27 protein-coding genes are annotated in these 16,989 nt (G+C 31.2%); 5 read left to right on the top strand and 22 right to left on the bottom strand.

Going from position 1 to position 16,989, the window contains the following annotated elements:
* The first annotated feature begins 256 nt into the window (after positions 1-256).
* Both MBBWO_RS05300 and arfB read left to right on the top strand, forming a co-directional pair.
* The gene (locus MBBWO_RS05300; protein WP_116669836.1) at positions 257-739 is read left to right on the top strand and encodes an RNA-binding protein; all 483 of its coding nucleotides are present in this window, start codon (positions 257-259) and stop codon (positions 737-739) included.
* 12 nt (positions 740-751) lie between these two features.
* On the top strand, positions 752-1,444 hold the full coding sequence (arfB, locus tag MBBWO_RS05295) for a 2-amino-5-formylamino-6-ribosylaminopyrimidin-4(3H)-one 5'-monophosphate deformylase (protein ID WP_116669835.1): 693 nt from the start codon (positions 752-754) through the stop codon (positions 1,442-1,444).
* A 38-nt stretch (positions 1,445-1,482) separates the two neighbouring features.
* Here arfB and MBBWO_RS05290 read toward each other — a convergent pair whose 3' ends face one another.
* A complete protein-coding gene (locus MBBWO_RS05290; protein ID WP_116669834.1) occupies positions 1,483-1,842 on the bottom strand; it encodes a hypothetical protein in 360 nt (119 codons plus the stop codon).
* Between the two features lie 74 nt (positions 1,843-1,916).
* Here MBBWO_RS05290 and MBBWO_RS05285 point away from each other — a divergent pair, with 74 nt between their 5' ends.
* On the top strand, positions 1,917-2,516 hold the full coding sequence (locus MBBWO_RS05285; RefSeq protein WP_116669833.1) for a YigZ family protein: 600 nt from the start codon (positions 1,917-1,919) through the stop codon (positions 2,514-2,516).
* A 29-nt stretch (positions 2,517-2,545) separates the two neighbouring features.
* On the opposite strand, the gene rd is transcribed toward MBBWO_RS05285, so the two are convergent.
* The 3 genes from rd to MBBWO_RS05270 all read right to left on the bottom strand — a co-directional run bounded on the left by rd (position 2,546) and on the right by MBBWO_RS05270 (position 3,797).
* A complete protein-coding gene (gene rd / locus MBBWO_RS05280) occupies positions 2,546-2,704 on the bottom strand; it encodes a rubredoxin (protein ID WP_116669832.1) in 159 nt (52 codons plus the stop codon).
* A gap of 13 nt (positions 2,705-2,717) precedes the next feature.
* The gene (locus tag MBBWO_RS05275; protein WP_116669831.1) at positions 2,718-2,876 is read right to left on the bottom strand and encodes a rubredoxin; all 159 of its coding nucleotides are present in this window, start codon (positions 2,874-2,876) and stop codon (positions 2,718-2,720) included.
* 177 nt (positions 2,877-3,053) lie between these two features.
* Positions 3,054-3,797 carry an acyltransferase gene (locus MBBWO_RS05270; protein WP_243408470.1) on the bottom strand — a complete coding sequence of 248 codons (744 nt, stop codon included), beginning with the start codon at positions 3,795-3,797 and terminating at the stop codon, positions 3,054-3,056.
* 83 nt (positions 3,798-3,880) lie between these two features.
* Between MBBWO_RS05270 and MBBWO_RS05265 the strand changes: the two genes are divergently transcribed.
* The gene (locus MBBWO_RS05265) at positions 3,881-4,945 is read left to right on the top strand and encodes a 7-cyano-7-deazaguanine synthase (RefSeq protein WP_116669830.1); all 1,065 of its coding nucleotides are present in this window, start codon (positions 3,881-3,883) and stop codon (positions 4,943-4,945) included.
* Positions 4,946-4,954: 9 nt separating this feature from the next.
* Positions 4,955-5,137 carry a hypothetical protein gene (locus MBBWO_RS05260; RefSeq protein ID WP_243408469.1) on the top strand — a complete coding sequence of 61 codons (183 nt, stop codon included), beginning with the start codon at positions 4,955-4,957 and terminating at the stop codon, positions 5,135-5,137.
* A gap of 34 nt (positions 5,138-5,171) precedes the next feature.
* Here the strand turns inward: MBBWO_RS05260 and argH are convergent, their stop codons facing one another.
* The 18 genes from argH to MBBWO_RS05170 form a co-directional block, all read right to left on the bottom strand.
* Positions 5,172-6,590 carry an argininosuccinate lyase gene (argH, locus tag MBBWO_RS05255; RefSeq protein WP_116669828.1) on the bottom strand — a complete coding sequence of 473 codons (1,419 nt, stop codon included), beginning with the start codon at positions 6,588-6,590 and terminating at the stop codon, positions 5,172-5,174.
* Between the two features lie 49 nt (positions 6,591-6,639).
* On the bottom strand, positions 6,640-6,792 hold the full coding sequence (locus MBBWO_RS05250) for a 30S ribosomal protein S27ae (protein WP_116669827.1): 153 nt from the start codon (positions 6,790-6,792) through the stop codon (positions 6,640-6,642).
* Between the two features lie 13 nt (positions 6,793-6,805).
* A complete protein-coding gene (locus MBBWO_RS05245; protein ID WP_116669826.1) occupies positions 6,806-7,126 on the bottom strand; it encodes a 30S ribosomal protein S24e in 321 nt (106 codons plus the stop codon).
* Positions 7,127-7,144: 18 nt separating this feature from the next.
* Entirely contained in the window at positions 7,145-7,654 is a 510-nt protein-coding gene (locus MBBWO_RS05240; RefSeq protein WP_116669825.1) for a GTP-dependent dephospho-CoA kinase family protein, read from the bottom strand.
* A gap of 26 nt (positions 7,655-7,680) precedes the next feature.
* A complete protein-coding gene (gene spt4, locus MBBWO_RS05235; protein ID WP_116669824.1) occupies positions 7,681-7,857 on the bottom strand; it encodes a transcription elongation factor subunit Spt4 in 177 nt (58 codons plus the stop codon).
* Positions 7,854-8,411, bottom strand: a complete 558-nt coding sequence (locus MBBWO_RS05230) for a DNA-directed RNA polymerase (protein ID WP_116670031.1) — start codon at positions 8,409-8,411, stop codon at positions 7,854-7,856. Before MBBWO_RS05230 ends, spt4 begins: the two co-directional genes overlap by 4 nt.
* Positions 8,412-8,431: 20 nt before the next feature.
* On the bottom strand, positions 8,432-8,959 hold the full coding sequence (locus MBBWO_RS05225) for an inorganic diphosphatase (RefSeq protein WP_116669823.1): 528 nt from the start codon (positions 8,957-8,959) through the stop codon (positions 8,432-8,434).
* Positions 8,960-9,011: 52 nt separating this feature from the next.
* Positions 9,012-9,404, bottom strand: a complete 393-nt coding sequence (locus MBBWO_RS05220) for a type II toxin-antitoxin system VapC family toxin (protein WP_116669822.1) — start codon at positions 9,402-9,404, stop codon at positions 9,012-9,014.
* Positions 9,405-9,419: 15 nt separating this feature from the next.
* Positions 9,420-10,634: a translation initiation factor IF-2 subunit gamma gene (locus MBBWO_RS05215; protein ID WP_116669821.1), complete on the bottom strand. Its 1,215-nt coding sequence runs from the start codon at positions 10,632-10,634 to the stop codon at positions 9,420-9,422.
* Positions 10,635-10,700: 66 nt separating this feature from the next.
* Positions 10,701-11,084, bottom strand: coding sequence for a 30S ribosomal protein S6e (locus tag MBBWO_RS05210; RefSeq protein WP_116669820.1), 384 nt, complete (start codon positions 11,082-11,084; stop codon positions 10,701-10,703).
* A gap of 39 nt (positions 11,085-11,123) precedes the next feature.
* A complete protein-coding gene (gene infB, locus MBBWO_RS05205) occupies positions 11,124-12,914 on the bottom strand; it encodes a translation initiation factor IF-2 (protein ID WP_116669819.1) in 1,791 nt (596 codons plus the stop codon).
* Positions 12,915-12,949: 35 nt separating this feature from the next.
* Positions 12,950-13,402 (bottom strand): nucleoside-diphosphate kinase, encoded by a 453-nt coding sequence (ndk, locus tag MBBWO_RS05200; protein ID WP_116669818.1) that lies wholly within the window; start codon positions 13,400-13,402, stop codon positions 12,950-12,952.
* A complete protein-coding gene (locus MBBWO_RS05195) occupies positions 13,399-13,560 on the bottom strand; it encodes a 50S ribosomal protein L24e (protein ID WP_116669817.1) in 162 nt (53 codons plus the stop codon). The genes ndk and MBBWO_RS05195 overlap by 4 nt, the downstream gene beginning before the upstream one ends.
* A gap of 23 nt (positions 13,561-13,583) precedes the next feature.
* Positions 13,584-13,790, bottom strand: coding sequence for a 30S ribosomal protein S28e (locus MBBWO_RS05190; protein WP_116669816.1), 207 nt, complete (start codon positions 13,788-13,790; stop codon positions 13,584-13,586).
* A gap of 38 nt (positions 13,791-13,828) precedes the next feature.
* Entirely contained in the window at positions 13,829-14,200 is a 372-nt protein-coding gene (gene rpl7ae / locus MBBWO_RS05185; RefSeq protein WP_116669815.1) for a 50S ribosomal protein L7Ae, read from the bottom strand.
* 458 nt (positions 14,201-14,658) lie between these two features.
* Positions 14,659-14,865: a histone family protein gene (locus MBBWO_RS05180; RefSeq protein ID WP_207771579.1), complete on the bottom strand. Its 207-nt coding sequence runs from the start codon at positions 14,863-14,865 to the stop codon at positions 14,659-14,661.
* A gap of 243 nt (positions 14,866-15,108) precedes the next feature.
* Positions 15,109-16,308: a threonine synthase gene (thrC, locus tag MBBWO_RS05175; protein ID WP_116669813.1), complete on the bottom strand. Its 1,200-nt coding sequence runs from the start codon at positions 16,306-16,308 to the stop codon at positions 15,109-15,111.
* A gap of 51 nt (positions 16,309-16,359) precedes the next feature.
* Positions 16,360-16,989: a stage II sporulation protein M gene (locus MBBWO_RS05170; RefSeq protein WP_116669812.1), complete on the bottom strand. Its 630-nt coding sequence runs from the start codon at positions 16,987-16,989 to the stop codon at positions 16,360-16,362.

The raw sequence follows: 16,989 nt of genomic DNA, 5'->3' as shown, positions 1-16,989 counted from the left end.
ATTTAAATGTAACTACAAAAAATAATATTTATTATAGTTAAAAAAGTATCATAATTAAGTTAGTAAAAACCTAATTAAAAACTAATACTAAATATTATAATTATTCTTATATATAAACCTTTTTCTATTTCTAATAAAAATGATGAAAATTTACATTTTATTTTAAAAAAGAAAAATTAATAGCTAGAAAAGGTTATTAATAGAATTAAAATAATATCTATTTTAAATATAAAAAAATCTTCGAAGTGGAAAAATTATGAATATCAAAGTTAAAAAAAGAAATTTCTTAAAAAAGAAAAAAGTCAAAGAACTTAAAAAAGATCTTGGCCAATACAGTGACATACTTGCAGACAGCAAAAATGTGGAAATATTAGAAGCTGAACCATACTCTTTTATCTTAGTTGATGGTGAACCTTACATCATAATTATTGATGATAAACCATTCCCAACCCTAAAAGCAGCACTAGCTAATGAGATTAATGGAAAAACTGTTGTAGTGGATATGGGAGCAATCAGATTTGTAAGTAATGGTGCAGACATAATGAGTCCTGGAATCGTTGAAGCTGACAGCGATATTGAAGAGGGAGATATTGTTTTAATTGTTGATGAAACCCATAAAAAACCATTAGCTATTGGTGTTAGCTTAATCACTGGTGATGAAATGGTTGAAAATGATTCTGGAAAAGCTATTGAAACAAAACATTATGTTGGAGACAGTATTTGGAACTTTGAAGTGTGAAAGGTAGATAAAATGGCACAGCTAAGATATGAAGCAGGTAGAATAAACAATCCAAATGTTCATAAAGTTGGAATTATTGCTTTAGGCTCACACCTTGAAAATCATGGCCCTGCACTTCCAATTGATACTGATGCTAAAATTGGATCCTACATTGCACTGCAATCTGCTCTGGAAAGTGGTGCTAAATTTTTAGGTGTTGTATTTCCTGCTCATGAACTTGATGAAATAGATCATGGAATTCATGTTTCCCTTGAAGAGCTAAAAAAGAATTTAATTGAAACATTAAAATCAGCAAAGAAATATTTGGATATTGAAAAGGTTGTTATTGTTAATTCCCATGGTGGAAATACACCAATAATGGCTGAATTAGCTGATGTTGAAGATGAAACTGACATTACAATTATTTTTAACAATAAAGTAATTTCAACTGAAGGACCTCATGGTGGAAGTGGAGAGCTTTCAATGGGTAAGGTTCTTGGAATACTAAATGAAGATGAAATTGATAATCAGACAGACCTTGAGAAATATGAAGAAGTTGGTCTACATGGTTTCAACAAAGCACGTGAAAATGACCCTGGCATTGAAGAAGGTGCAAGGGACGTTGAAGAAAATGGTGTTTATGTTGATGAAGTTTACGGAAAACAACTCTTCGAGTTAGCTATTAACTCAGTAATTTTAGATGTTCAAAAGTTATTGGATTTTTAAAATAGAAAAAAAGTAAGGAGTTATTTTTTCTCCTTTAATTATCCTTCAGAAGGAGTATCTTCACCACCAGTTGGAGGTTCTTGAGGTTGTGATGGTTCACCACCTGTATTTTCACCACCTTGATGTTGGTGACCATTATCTGTTGATTCTTCATAATAATCATCTTGAGAAGAATCATCTGAACTTGAAGTATCATAAGATGATTCAGAATAACTAGTATCTTCTACAGGAGCATCCTCTTGAGAAGAATCATTAGTTAAATTAAAATCAAAAGTATTATTAGATTCATTTAGTCCTAGAGATATTTCGCCTGTTAAAGATGCACAAACACCAGCAAAGCAAAAAGCAATAACAGCTACAACCAATACAACAACTATCTTGGCAGATTTACTTGACAAAATATCACCTCAATAAAATTAATTACTTATTTTAAATATAAATTAACTAATATATAATAGTTATAGACGATATTATGAAAACAATAGCTAAACCAACACAAAGTGAAATAAAAATAAAAAAATCACAGTTCATCTGCAGACTTTTCCCTTCAAAAACAAAAGAGGAAAGTAAAGAGATTATTTCAAAAATTAGTGAAGAATACAGTGATGCAACTCACAACTGCAGTGCTTACATTACCTCCAATGGTGAAGGATTTGATGATAATGGAGAACCAAGCGGAACTGCTGGAAAGCCAATGATAAATGCTCTTAGAAAAAATGATTTACACAATGTTACAGCTATTGTTACAAGATACTTTGGTGGAATAAAACTAGGTGCTGGCGGACTTGTAAGAGCCTATGGAAAATCTGTTCTTGAAGCCATTGAAAATAGTGAAATCATTGAAATTGAAATATATGATGTTTACAGGATTAATTTCGGATATGAAAATATCAAATTAATAGATCAGGAAATCAGAAACAACAGATTACATATAACTAATAAACTCTTTGATGAAAATGTAACCTATAATGTTGTATCCCCAAATAATCAAGACATTGAAAAAATCTTTGCTAAATTCACATCAAAGGTAAAAGTAGAATCTGTTGGCCAGGAAGCTCTGGAAAAATTATAAAAAAAATAAAAAAAAAGGTTTGAAAAAACTTATTGTTTTTCAAATTGTTCTTTTGGGACAGCACATAATGGGCAGGTCCAGTCATCAGGTAAATCTTCAAAAGCAGTTCCTGGTTCAATACCTTGTTGAGGAGAACCTTGTTCTGGGTCATATACATATCCACAAACTTTACAAACGTATTTATCCATATTATCACCTTAATTAAATTTCTTTAAACATAAATTTTCCAGCACCACATGCAGGGCATTTAAAATCGTCTGGGAGAGAATCAAATGAAGTTCCTGGTTCAATTCCTTTGTCAGGTAAACCTTTGTCTTCATCATAGACAAATCCGCAGATTTTACATTTCCATTTACTCATAATAATCTCCTTAAACTACTGTTTTTTCACTGATAGATTTCAAAGGAATTCTAAAAGCTACTAAACAAAAATATATAAGAAAGTTATAGTATTTAATAGTTTTGAAATTAGTTCGATAAGTATCAAATAGAATTCAGAAATGGAATGTGAACTAAATAAAGAATATTAAAAAAAAGATTATAAGATATTTGGAACTTTAAGATGATCAGCTAGTGGCTTGATTTTAGCAGGTGTTCCAATAGCTAAGTAAAATGGAGGCACACTGTGAATTACAATAGCTCCAGCTGCTACAATAGCTCCTTCTCCGATTTCAACACCAGATAAAAAAGTAGTATTTCCGCCAATAGAAGCTCCTCTCCTTATTTTAGGACCCTTAAGTTCATATTTAACTCTAACTGGATATTTGTCATTGGTAAAGCATGCACATGGTCCGATAAATACATTGTCTTCAATAACAGAATTTGTAGGAATGTATACATTGGATTGGATACTGACATTATTTCCAATTACAACATCACCTTCAATAACTGTGTTGGTTCCAATTAGTACATCATCACCAATATTGGTGTTTTCACGGATAACTACATTATGGCCTGTTCTAAAATCATCCCCAATTACAACATCATTATATATAATTGAATTAGAACGTATTGTATAATTATTACCTATAACTGGTGGTTTAGAGCCCTCTTTATAGTTAACACCAAACTGAATGTTATCTTCTGGAGGGAATCTAGGTGCAACTTGGGGTCTTGAGCTTTCTTTTACTCCAACAGGAGAATCATTTAAATTTGAAAACTCATTGTTAGGCCTTATGTTTCTATTTTCCATTAATCTGTTATAAGAGTCATCTAAATCTAAAAATTCATCTTTTGGTTTTGAATTTCTATTTTCATTTAGACCTCCCATAAATCTTACCATAAAAAACACCTTAAGAAATTAATTTAATTTTCATTATTTATTTATAAACTACATAGTATATAATATAAATAGATGGAATAAATATGCCGATTTTTAGAGGCTTCAAAACAAGTGAAATTGGTGTTAAATTGTACAGTGAAGAACTTCTTTTATGTGAAATAAATGAAATCAGAAAAGAGATAGGTCATGAAAGTGTTGATATCCAGATTTATGACATTATCTACAATGAAAAGACCAAGGAATTATGGATAATCACTGAAGACCGACCTGACAAGGCAGCTATTATTGGAAAAGGAGGATGGGTAGTTGGAAAGCTAAGAGAAAAGCTAAAAGTAAATTCCATCCATGTTGAAAATTATGCCAATTACCTGCAAAAGGAATACCAGTTAAAATTAGCTGGAAAAACCTTAACTAGATTCCAGGACAAATCACAGGCCATTTTCAACCTTAAGAAAGTTCTAAATGAAAAATTAAATCATATCTACAGTTTCAGCATCAATGAATATATGAAAAATAATGAATTTGAAGAATGTGAAATGCCACAGGCTGTTGTTGCACTGTCTGGAGGAGTAGACAGCAGTTTTTCACTGATACTTGCTAAAAAATTAGGTTTTAATCCAATAGCTGTTACAGTGGATGCAGGAACAATAATTCTTCCAAATCAGTTTAAACACAATATCAAAGACTTATGTGAACTCTTGGATGTCAAACATCACTACATCAGTGCAGATTACAGTGAAATAATAGCTGAATCTTTAAATGGTAAGTTTCATCCCTGTGGAAAATGTTCCAAAAAAACAGAAGAGCTGGTTTATGATTATGCAGAAGAAAACAATATTGAGTTTGTCATCTATGGTGATATGCTTTCAACTGGAACACAATGCATAACAAAACAAAGGGAAAACATATATAGAATCAATCTTCCAGCAAGCCTTTCAACTTCCAAACAGGAAATCAAATCAGTAACAAGAGACTATGAATTAAGGGAATTTGATGGCTTTGGATGTCCTCTGCTTTATGAGGTTCACAGGAAGTTTCCTCACCATAAGAAGTTTTCAATACAAAGGATTCTAAGAGAAACAAGAGCTTCAGCATTGGAAGTTGGAGAAGCACTTGATTTAATCTGGAGCTTCTATAAAACAAAATAAGTGATTAAAATGCGTAAAATATGTCCAAGATGTGGATCAGATAGAGTGGAATGGGTTGTACCTCAAATGTGGTCAAGATGGATCTGCTATGACTGCGGATATCAGGGTCCAATTATAGAAGGTGATGAAAACCTGGCTAAAGAAATAAGAGATGATTTTATAAAAAGTCTAAAAGAGTCAGAAGAAAAATAGCTAGTAAATAAAAAAAAGTTAATAAAAAAAGAAATTAAATTCCTTTTTTCTCAAATTCTTCATCTAAAAATTCTTTGATGTCTGCTCTTGCAATTTCAACCATTTCTGGAGAAGGACCACCAGGAACAGTTCTCATTTTAACATTTTCTAAAGGATTTAAAGCTTTTTGAACTAATTCATCATCAAGTTCAAGTTTATCAAAGCCCAATTCTTCAGCAATTTCATCAATGTATTGGGATGTAACATCTTTTTCAGTTAATCCATGAGCAGTAGCCTCATTTACAATTCTACCAACGATTTTATGAGCAGTTCTGAATGGAATCTTTTTCTCACGAACCATAATGTCTGCCAAATCAGTAGCAGTTGCAAAGTTAGTTCCAGCTAGTTCCAAACATCTGTCTTCATTGAATTTAACAGACAAGAGCATTTTGGTAACAATACTTAAAGTGTCCTTAGTTACATCAACAGCATTCCATAAATGTGGAGTAATCTCTTGTAAATCACGATTATATGTATATGGTATAGCTTTTAAAATTGAAAGTATTGTCATCAATTCACCAGTTGCAATTGTTGACTTACCACGTGCAAGTTCAGCAACATCTGGGTTCTTTTTTTGAGGCATTATTGAAGATGTTGAAGAATATTCATCAGCCATTTCAATGATACCAAATTCATAGGTACTCCATAAGATAAGTTCTTCACAGATTTTTGCAAGAGTACTGCATAATGCAGATAAGTCAAAAACTGTTTCACTTATGAAATCTCTTGAAGAAACACCATCCATAGAGTTTCTAAGATAATCATCAAAACCTAATAAATCAGTGGTTAATTGCCTGTTAATAGGAAAACTAGTTGTGGTCATAGCTGCAGAACCTAAAGGATTTAAGTTAACCCTTTTATAAGTATCATCTAAACGTTCATAATCTCTTTTAAGAGCTTGTACATGAGCCATTAAATGATGAGCTATTGTAATTGGCTGAGCATGCTGAAGATGAGTGTAACCAATAAAAACAGTTTCCAAATGTTGACCAGCTAGTTCAACAAGACCTTCAATAAACTCTAAAATGCCAACTTGGATTTCAATAATCCTATCACGTAAAACAAGTCTAATGTCAGTAGCTACCTGATCATTACGTGATTTTGCAGTATGCATAAATCCAGCTTCAGGACCAATCTTTTCAGTTACATAATTTTCAATAGCCATGTGAATGTCTTCAACAGAAGGATCAAAGACTAAAGCATTATAACCTTCTTCTTTTAACTGGTCAAGAGCACCTAAAATTTTATCAGCTATTTCTCCATCAATAATGTTCTGTTCCTTTAACATTAAAGTATGAGCAAAATTAGTTTTTATATCAGCTTCAAAAATTATTTTATCAAATTCTAAAGATGAAGTGTATTCCGCTGCTTCATCAGTCATTTCAGTTTTAAGTCGTCCACTTCTTAAATTCACAGAACTCACTTCTTAAAAAATTAATTAAAAAAAGGAAAAAAAAGATTATTTAATCTTTTTTCATTTCAGTGTATCCACATTTACCACAAGCGTATCTATCACCATGGTCAGCCATAAATACACCATCAGAACAACGAGGACAAATAGGGTTTTTTCTTTCTAATTTGTCACCATCTACTTTATAAAGATTAGATACTTTCATATTTTACATCTCCTTATTCTTCTGCTTCTTCTTCATCTTCTTCGGTTTCTTCAACAGGTTCGGTGTTTTTAGCTATTACACTGTCAGTTTCAATGTATTTTAAATCATCAACAGTGCCATAAACTTTTGCATAACCTAATGCTTTAGGTTCACCATAGTGAGGTTGAACATTATCAACAACAATTAAATCTTTTTTAGTGTTTAATAAAGCAACTAATTTTGATTTAATGTCTAAGATTTTAGGAGTAGCTTCTCCTTCATATTCAACATAAAATTTAATTTCAGTTCTGTTAAAAATTTTATTTTCTTTTTCTTCAAAAATGTCAATTTCCATTTTAAAGCCTCTTTATAATTATTCTTTAGTAAATCCATTAATAAGCTCTTGAGCTTTATCTTTTAAATCAGAAACGTTCAAAAGAACTAAACCCTCATTAGGTTGTCCATATAATATGACAGTTTCCTCAGGTGCTAGTAAAATGCAAGGAAGAACCGCAAGATCTTCTTCCCCATCTACAAGAATTATATGACTATCTCCATCGTCAGATAATTCAATAGCATGTTCTATGGTTTCCCATAGATCCTCAGTAATTGTCCCTGGAGGATTTTCAGCTCTTAATAACTCATCTACAGGTATAATGTCATGAACATGATTTTCTCTTTGAATCAAATTATCAATTATGCCAATATTAGGATATAATTCATATTTAATGAGATTATTAAAAGTTGCATCACCAACAGAAATAAAATACTCAGAAGAAACTATATCATCAATTGCATCTTCAAAGTTAGGATATAATTTGCCTAATGGTTTTTTAAGCTCCATTATTATATCTGCATTTAATTCTGGGTCTAATCTTAACAACTTAAAAACCTCTTTATCAATTTAATCTATCTTACTCTTAAACAATATTCACCAGGAATGGTGATATTTAATTCTTTAGCTAATTCAGATTCTTCAGGGTCAGTGATAATTAAAAGTCCACTCCAATTAGAGGAAGTAGGATTACCACAAACATCACAACGTTCTTTTGGAGTTAATCTTTTACAAACAGTACATGCATTCATTTTTTACCCTTCTTACTTTTTTCTTTAGCTTCTTCAATCCACTCAAATCTACCTAAACCGTTTTGTCTCATTGTAAGACCGATTTTAGTATTTTTAGTGGAGTTATCTTTAAGACTAATAGCTATGATTCTAGATCTGACTAAGTCTCCTTCATCTAAAGTTTTATTAGATTCTTTAGCTAAAAGAGCACCTCTTTTTGAATCATAGTTAATATAATCATCAGTTACTTGAGAAACGTGTACTAAACCATCCATTGGTCCAATTCTTACAAAAGCACCAAATTCAGCTATTTCAATAACTTCACCATCAATGATTTCTTGTTGTTCTGGTTTGAAGAAAACAGCATTGAAAACAACATTATGGTATGAAGCACCGTCACCCATAATAAGTCTGCCTTCACCAATTTCTTCAATTTCATTAACACAAATTAATAAACCTAATTTTTTATCTAAACGACCGTCGTAAGTATCGTTTAAAGTTTGAAGAGCAACTTCTTCAAGTGGGTCATCGAATCTATAAGGTGGTATTCTTACAGTATCCTCAATTTTAGTTATATAATACAAGATGAATCCCTCTATTCATATTGTTCTTTGTACATTTCTAAAGATCTTTCAATTTCAGCTTTTGCAGCTTTTGCATCTTCCCAACCTAAGGTTTCAACTTCTTTACCTTGGAGAGTTTTGTATACACTGAAAAAGTGTTCAATTTCTTTTAATAAATGTGCTGGAACATCATCAATATCATTTACATCATCAAAACGTGGATCTTCAGCAGGAACAGCTAAAACTTTGTAATCTTTGTCTCCGCTGTCAATCATACCCATAATTCCAATAGGTCTTGCTTCAATAATACAACCAGGGAAAGTAGGTTGTTCCATAATTACAAGAATATCCATTGGGTCTCCGTCATCATAAGTTGACTTAGGAATAAAACCATATTCTGTAGGATAGTGTACAGGAGAATATAAAACTCTATCTAACATGAATGCTTCCATTTTTTTGTCATACTCATATTTATTTCTTGAACCTTTAGGAACTTCAATTACTGCTGTAACAACATCAGGAACATCGGAACCTGCTTCAATTTCACTCCATAAATTCATATAATCACCTAATATTATAATCTGATAACTTAATAAGTTTTATAAACATCAGTTATATCTTACCATCAATAGATATATATTTTTTTTGTCTAAGATAAACTACTGAAATACCTTTATTTTTTGCACGTTTTTTTAAATCAATGTCATTTGTAGCTAAAACCTCAGAAACCCTAAGTAACGCATCATCCACGGTTTCTCCTTCATTTAATGAAATATCCTTTATTTCAATATTTGAGGATTTAGCTAATTTAAGAGCTAAACTTGCATTTAGTCTTATTGTATTGTTTTTGTTATGTTTTAAACCTTTTAATTCATTAATAACAAATTGTGGAGTAGTTAATTTATAAGAAGGTAATAATTTTTCAAGTTCGTCGATTACATCAACATTGAACTGAAAAGGAACCATAAAAAAATTGGTATCAATTACAACTTCTTTAGAACCCATTATTCCCCTCAAAAATTATACAATAATTCCATATCCAATTAATCTCCAACGAGCACCAACTCTACGGCTTAAAGCTATCCTATCACCTGGACTTGCACATACAGGTAATTTTAAATTAACTTTAACAGTATTCTTTTTAGTAGCTGTTACAACACCAATAGTAGTTGTAGTACCACAATTAATCATTAAAGGTTCTTTAAGTTTTATAGGAGCTACATCACGCTCTTCTTTAGTACCAACTACTCTATCAAGTAGATGATCTTCCATTTCCAATTCGAATAATACATCAGGTAAAGTACCAACTTCACCAGCAACAGAACCAGATAATGAATCAGCTTTAGTTAAAGAAGGATCTAACTTTGTTGCAACACCAATAAGACCACCAGGACCAACTTCATCAACATCTTCACCATTAGCTTCAAGGCCAATGATTTCAGAAGTTAAATTAATCCATTCATTATTATTACTAATTCCAGGTCTTATTTCAATGGAATCACCAATTTTAAGAGTACCTTGAACTAAGGTTCCTCCAATAACCCCACCTTTAATTTTGTCAGCACCAGAACCTGGTTTGTTAATATCAAAAGATCTAGCAACATGCATTAAAGCACTTTTTTCAAAGCTTCTTTCAGGAGCTTTAATTTTTTTAAGCATAGCTTCAATTAAAATATCGATATTTGCACCTTGTTGAGCTGAAACAGGAATGATTGGTGCATCTTCTGCACAAGTACCTTTAACAAAGTCCTTAATTTCCTCATAACTTTCAATAGCTCTTTCATGAGAAACAATATCAATTTTATTTTGAACTACAATAACATCTTTAACACCAATAACATCAAGTGCCATTAAATGTTCTTTAGTTTGTGGCTGTGGACACTCTTCATTGGCAGCTATTACTAAAACTGCACCATCCATTATTGCAGCACCAGATAACATAGTAGCCATAAGAGTTTCGTGACCTGGAGCATCAACAAAAGATACTTTCCTAACTAATTCAGTTTCACTCCCACAGTTTTCACAAGTTTTAGAAGTAGTGTAACATTCAGGTTCATCACAGTTAGGACATTTTCTAAATTCAATATCCGCATAACCTAAACGTATTGAAATACCTCTTTTTGTTTCTTCACTGTGAGTATCAGTCCAAACTCCGGATAATGCTTTAGTAAGAGTAGTTTTACCATGATCTACATGACCTACTAAACCTATATTAACATCTGACTGTACATTCACAGATAACCACCTTTTTAATTAATACCTACATTCAACAATAAAAATAAAATGAGAAAAATAGTAGAACTATTCTTCCTCTTCTTCATCAGCACCTAAGATTTCAGCTATTGGTTTACTTCCAGCTGAGACAACAACAGTGTTGATTTGTACAATATCTTCAGCAATGGTGTTTCCTCTAACAGTTTTTCTCCTTTTTACACCTTTTCCAATAGGTTTGTATCCTACACCACCACTTAATAAACTTTTGATTCTTCTAGTGCCAGAAACATCTTTTTTCATGGTAAAACCATTTTTGTCACTACCACCAGTGATTTTTAAAGTGTAACCATCTAAACCTACAATAGAACCATCAAATTCATCACCGATGACTAAACCATTAAGTTCTTTACCATCTTCAACTTCAATTTGATGACTAATAGCTTTATCAGAAACAACTACTTTAAATGCCATGGTATTCCTCCTTTTAATTTATTTAAGTATAAAATTTTATTATTCAAAAAGACCAAAACGTCCCCAGTCAGGTTCTTGTTTACGTTTAATTTCTAAAAATTCATATAATGTTTCAAATTCATCTTCAGTTAATTTATCCTTAAATTCTCTTTCAATGAATTTATAATGTTTTTCAGGAACATCAACAAATAATTCGTCTCCCTCATCAAAGTGTTTTCCAACAATAGCATCTTTAATTGCCATAGCTACTCTTTGACCTCTAGTAATATCAGGTAAAGTTTCACCTTTATCTTCCATACTAGCTATGGAACCTACAATTTCACCATTTTTATTAACAAGCTTTTGTCCTTGTTTTAAAGTACCGCTTAAAGATTCAATACCAACAATAGCTGGTTTACTTTGACGGAAAATCAATTTTGGGAGAACCATGAATTTTGCAGGTTTGACAATAGCATCGTAGAAAGCTTTTTTCTTAGCTTCTTCTTTTTGCTTAATCCATTCTTCATACTCTTCAATAATTTGATAGATTACATCTCCTTCAAATAAGCGAACATCTGATTTATTTAAATCTTCAAGAGAGTTTGGATGTACGCCTACATTAAATGCAATAATAGCACCATGAGCATCATCTTCTTCAAGAGCAATAGATGAATTAATTATATCTCTACGATTTACATCACCTATATCTGCTGATCTAATTGGAATATTTAATTCTTTAAGTAATTTTACAATAGCTTCAAGAGAACCAAGAGTATCTGCTTTAACAAGAATACCTTCATCTTCAGTATCAATAGTAATATCTTCAATCTCTTTTAAGATTTCTTCTTTAACATCCTCTTCTTCGTTAACAACACGAAGTGGAGAACCAGAAACAACATCATCTAAGTTAGGTGCAGCTATTTTAATACCTGCTGCTGCAACTACTTCATCAACTTTCTTGAATTTTTTCTTAGAATCTCTCATTTCTTCAAGTGGAAGTGGTCTTAATATAGATCTGATATTAGTGGTTAATACTTCATTTGAAGATGACATTAAAGCTAGTTCATCATTAGTTCTTAAAACACCATCATAAATAATAGCATCAATTGTCATTCCAAGACCAGTTTCTTCCTTAATTTCTAAAACAGTACCTTTAGCCGGTGCATCTTCATGGATTTCAAGTTGTTCAGTTAAGTATTCTTGAGCAAGTCCTAAAAGCATTGCTAATACTTCAATGATTCCTTCCCCAGATTTTGCACTAATTGGAATAATGGAAATCTGAGAAGCAAAATCACTTACCCTATCAAATCTTTCAGACTGGAATCCTTCTTTATATAATGTTCCAACAATTTCATAGACTTTATTTTCTAACTCTTGTTTAACACTTTGAGCTTGTTGGTTAAATGATTCTTTGAAAGAAGCATTTTCATGAGATTCCCAACCAAATATCATGTCAATTTTATTTGCAACAACAATAAAAGGTGTTTTATACATTTTAAGGATATTTAAAGCTTCAAAAGTTTGTGGTTTAAAGCCATCATTAATATCAACAATTAATACGGCCAAATCAGCTAATGCTCCACCACGTTTTCTTAAGCTTGTAAATGCTGCATGCCCTGGAGTATCAATAAAGAACAAACCAGGAATTAAATCTTTGATAGCTAGTTTTGAAATAAAATTACCGCAGATATCTTCAATAGTATCATTAGGTATTTCAGTAGCTCCAATATGTTGAGTAATACCTCCTGCTTCTTTATCAGCTATAGTACTTCCTCTAATATAATCTAACAATGTAGTTTTTCCATGGTCTACATGACCTAATACTGATACAATTGGTGACCTGATTTTCATGTTATCTCTTAATAATAAAATTTTAAATGAATAATTTATTCATAAATCCAAACATTATCTACGATTGAGTATTCACAAATTTCATCTTCATCAAAGAAAAGACTAATTTCCCTTTCAGCAGATTCTGGAGAATCGGAAGCGTGAATAATATTTCTTCCAGTATCCATAGCATAATCTCCTCTGATAGTACCGAGATCTGCTTCTAAAGGATTGGTTGCTCCGACCATTTTTCTAATTGTTGAAATAGCATCTTCTCCTTTGATTACCATAGCTAAAGATGGTGATGAAGTAATATATTTGACTAAATCATCAAAAAATGGTTTATCTGCATGTTCTCCATAATGAGTTTTTGCTAACTCTTCGTCGATTTGCATTAATTTTACACCTATAATTTGAAGACCTTTTTCTTCAAAACGGGATAAAATTTTACCCATAAGACGTCTTGCTACAGCGTCTGGTTTCATCATTACAAAACTTTTTTGAATCATTCTTTAACCCATTTAACTTTTCTTGGAACTCTACCAAGTTTTATCATGTTTTTTTCACATTTACTGCTACAAAAGAAATAAATAGAACCGTCTCTTTTAACATACATTTTTCCAGTTCCTTCTTCGATTTCTTTATTACAGAATGAACAAGTTCTCATGTTCTTACACCTTCTTATAAGGATTAAGGAGTTTTAATTTCCTTAGCTTCTCTAATAGTATCAAGTAACATTAAAATGTCGCCTTCTCTTACAGGACCCATAATGTTTCTTGTTAAAATTCTTCCCTTATCTCTTCCATCGAGGATTCTGCATTTAATTTGCATTACTTCCCCAGTCATACCAGTTCTTTTTAAAACTTCAATGACTTCTGCTGGAGTACCTTCTTCCATCTTTAATCACCTTCAATTAAACAAATGTCACAGGACATCTATTCTTTGAGTTCAGCGACTTTTTCAACGATTTCAGCAACTGCGTCAGCAGCATCTCCAGCGTCTACAATACAAGCGGATGCAGTACCAACAGTTAAACCTGCAGCTCCACCAACTTGTTCTTTAGTAGGTAAGTAGATGTATGGAATTTCTTTTTCATCTGCAAGAACAGGAATGTGAGCAACGATTTCAGCAGGATCAACATCTTCTGCAATAACTACAAGTTCTGCATCTCCTCTTTCGATGAATTTAGTTACTTCGTTAGTTCCTTTTGCTACTTTACCGGTTTCTTTTGCGGTTTCTAAAGCTTCTTCTGCTTGGTTAGCTAATTCTTCAGGTGTATCAAATTTTACATAAATTGCTTTTGCCATATTAGTTACCTCCTTTTTCATCTGGCTGTGCCATCCATCGGCGATACTACAATTCGATTAAATTTTTTTTGAACTGTAATATTTTGTAATTATAAATAGTTAATTTTTTTAACTACAGAAATTACACAATTATTCAATTAATCTATTGAATAATACTAATTCTTGAATATAATCATATATCACTAAATATAACCCTAATAAATAAAAACAAGAGGGTTAAACTTTCAATACAAATACTTCTGAATTTTTATGTAATTTTTAGCAAAGCTAAAAATAAAAATTTAGTAATTAATGAAATAATTCTAGAGAACTAGACAATATTAAATAGGTTTTAATAGTTTATAAATGTTATGTTTAAAACAAGAAAATAAGATAAAATAATAGAAAAATAAGTTGAAAGAAGTAAAACTAAAAAAGTTTTACTTTTAATTAAAAACAATAAAAGAGAAAAAATAAATTTAGCAAGTTTTAGTTGCTAATTTAATATCTTCTGCTTTTACGGTTTTTCTTCCAGCGTGACGTGCAAATCCAACTGCTTTTGCAGCAATTTCGTTTCCACATTCTTCGATTGCTTCTGCTAATGCGAGTTTAGCGTCATCACTTACTCTACCAGCACCAGCGTTTTTTAATATTCTTCCTACAGGAGCGATTGGTAATTCCATAATTAACACCTCGTTTTTTGTAATACATAGTGTATTTTTTATTATATATAAATATATTGGTCAATATCGCTTAATTTTTCGATGGTGCATCGGTTAGTAAACGATTTTTTTCATACATCAACGACAATTATTATAATAGAAAAAATAAAAAAATGATAAAAAAATTCTAAATTATAAGTTATAAAAATTTAGTATGGAAAAAAAGGAGACTTCTAAAAAAATTGATAAAAAAAATGGATTTAAAAGTTATTTATTTAATAATAACTTTTTTAAATCGTCTAAATTAGCATCTACTTCAACTGGTTTGGTACATGCATCAATAGCTGTGTTAGGATCTTTTAATAAGTGACCAGTAACAACACAAGTTACAGTTTCACCTTTATCAATTTCACCCATTTCAACTAATTTTTTAAGACCTGCAATTGAAGCTGCAGAAGCTGGTTCAACACCAATACCTTCTTTTCTAGCAAGTAATTTTTGAGCAGATAAAATCTCCTCATCACTAACAGTTTCAGAGTATCCATTGGAATCATAGATAGCATTTAATGCTTTAGTATAACTAACAGGAGCTCCAATACGAATTGCAGTAGCTATTGTTTCTGGATTTTCAACTGGCACTATTTCTTTGGAATGTTTTTTAAATGCATTAGTAATAGGGCATGCACCTTCTGCTTGAATACCAGTCATCATAGGTTTAGAATCAACAAAACCTGCATCATAGAATTCACTTACACCTTTCCAAATAGCTGAAATATTACCTGCATTTCCAACAGGTAAAATAATCCTATCTGGTGATTGCCAGCCTAATGAATGTAATATTTCATATCCAATTGTTTTTTGTCCTTCTAATCTAAATGGATTAATTGAATTTAATAAATAGAGATGTTTTTCTAAAGCAAGTGCAGTCATAGCTTCAAGAGCTTCATCAAAATTACCATTAATTGAAATAACTTCTGCACCATGGAACATTGCTTGAGCTAATTTACCTAAAGCCACTTTACCAGAAGGTAAAAATACAATACATCTTAATCCAGCACGAGCAGCATATGCAGCTAGTGAAGCAGAAGTGTTACCAGTAGAAGCACAACCAACAGTACTTACACCAAGTTCCATTGCTTTAGTCATACCTACAGTCATTCCACGATCTTTGAAACTTCCTGTAGGATTTGATCCCTCTACTTTAACATAAAGGTTTACTCCCAATTCTTCTCCTAATTTATCACATTTACAAAATGGAGTTCCTCCTTCTTCAAGAGTAACAATTTTACTTTCATCTACAGGAATAAATTCTTTATATTTCCATAAAGTGTCTTTTCTTCCATCAAAAATACTTTTATCAACATCTACACTTTCAGGAACAAGTTCCAAAACAGAACCACATTTTTCACAAGTGTAAATTACATCATCATTATTATATTCTTCACCACAAGAAACACATCTAATCATAAAATCACACTATTTACTATTTTTAATTATTAAATTATATAAAAATTATACTTAAATGCCAAAAATTGAAAAAATCCAATAGGCAAAATCCAGAGTAACATAAACCTCAATAAAAGCAGCAATCATCATTAAAATAGCTGAAACTACCAATAATACAAGTGCCTGTTTAAAATATTTGAATTTAATATCAACTGCATTTTCCATTTTATTTTTAAAAGAACCTTCAGAATCATTATTATAATATTTAACTGACTTATAAATAAATTTAAACAATACAAAACCTGCTGAAGTAGCCAATATCAAAGAAGGCAGTTCAAAAATTCCATGTGGAATAATAAGCATCAATGAATAAAAGAGATTATCCTGAGCTCCAATAAAGTATCCTAAAAAGAAACCATTGAAAAGCAAAATAACAATTGAAAAGCAAAAGATGATTCCTAAAATAAACACTTCAAAAACAATTACAATATTGTTAATGAAAATATCCTTAAAGGAAAATGTAATAACACCCTGCTCTAAATTATTGGAAATCTCCTGAACTACTGGTGCAAAGGTTTCATGTAAACTGGCCTGATAAACATATCCCAATATTAAAGAAATAATAAACGCAGTTGCAGAAAATAAAATTAAGAATTTATTATCTGCAAATGTAGATTTAATTTCATTTTTAATATCAAACAT

The organism is Methanobrevibacter woesei (genome assembly GCF_003111605.1).
Lineage (GTDB): Archaea > Methanobacteriota > Methanobacteria > Methanobacteriales > Methanobacteriaceae > Methanocatella > Methanocatella woesei.
The sequence above is the reverse complement of the archived record's forward strand: the minus strand, read 5'-3'. Positions and strand labels throughout refer to the sequence as shown.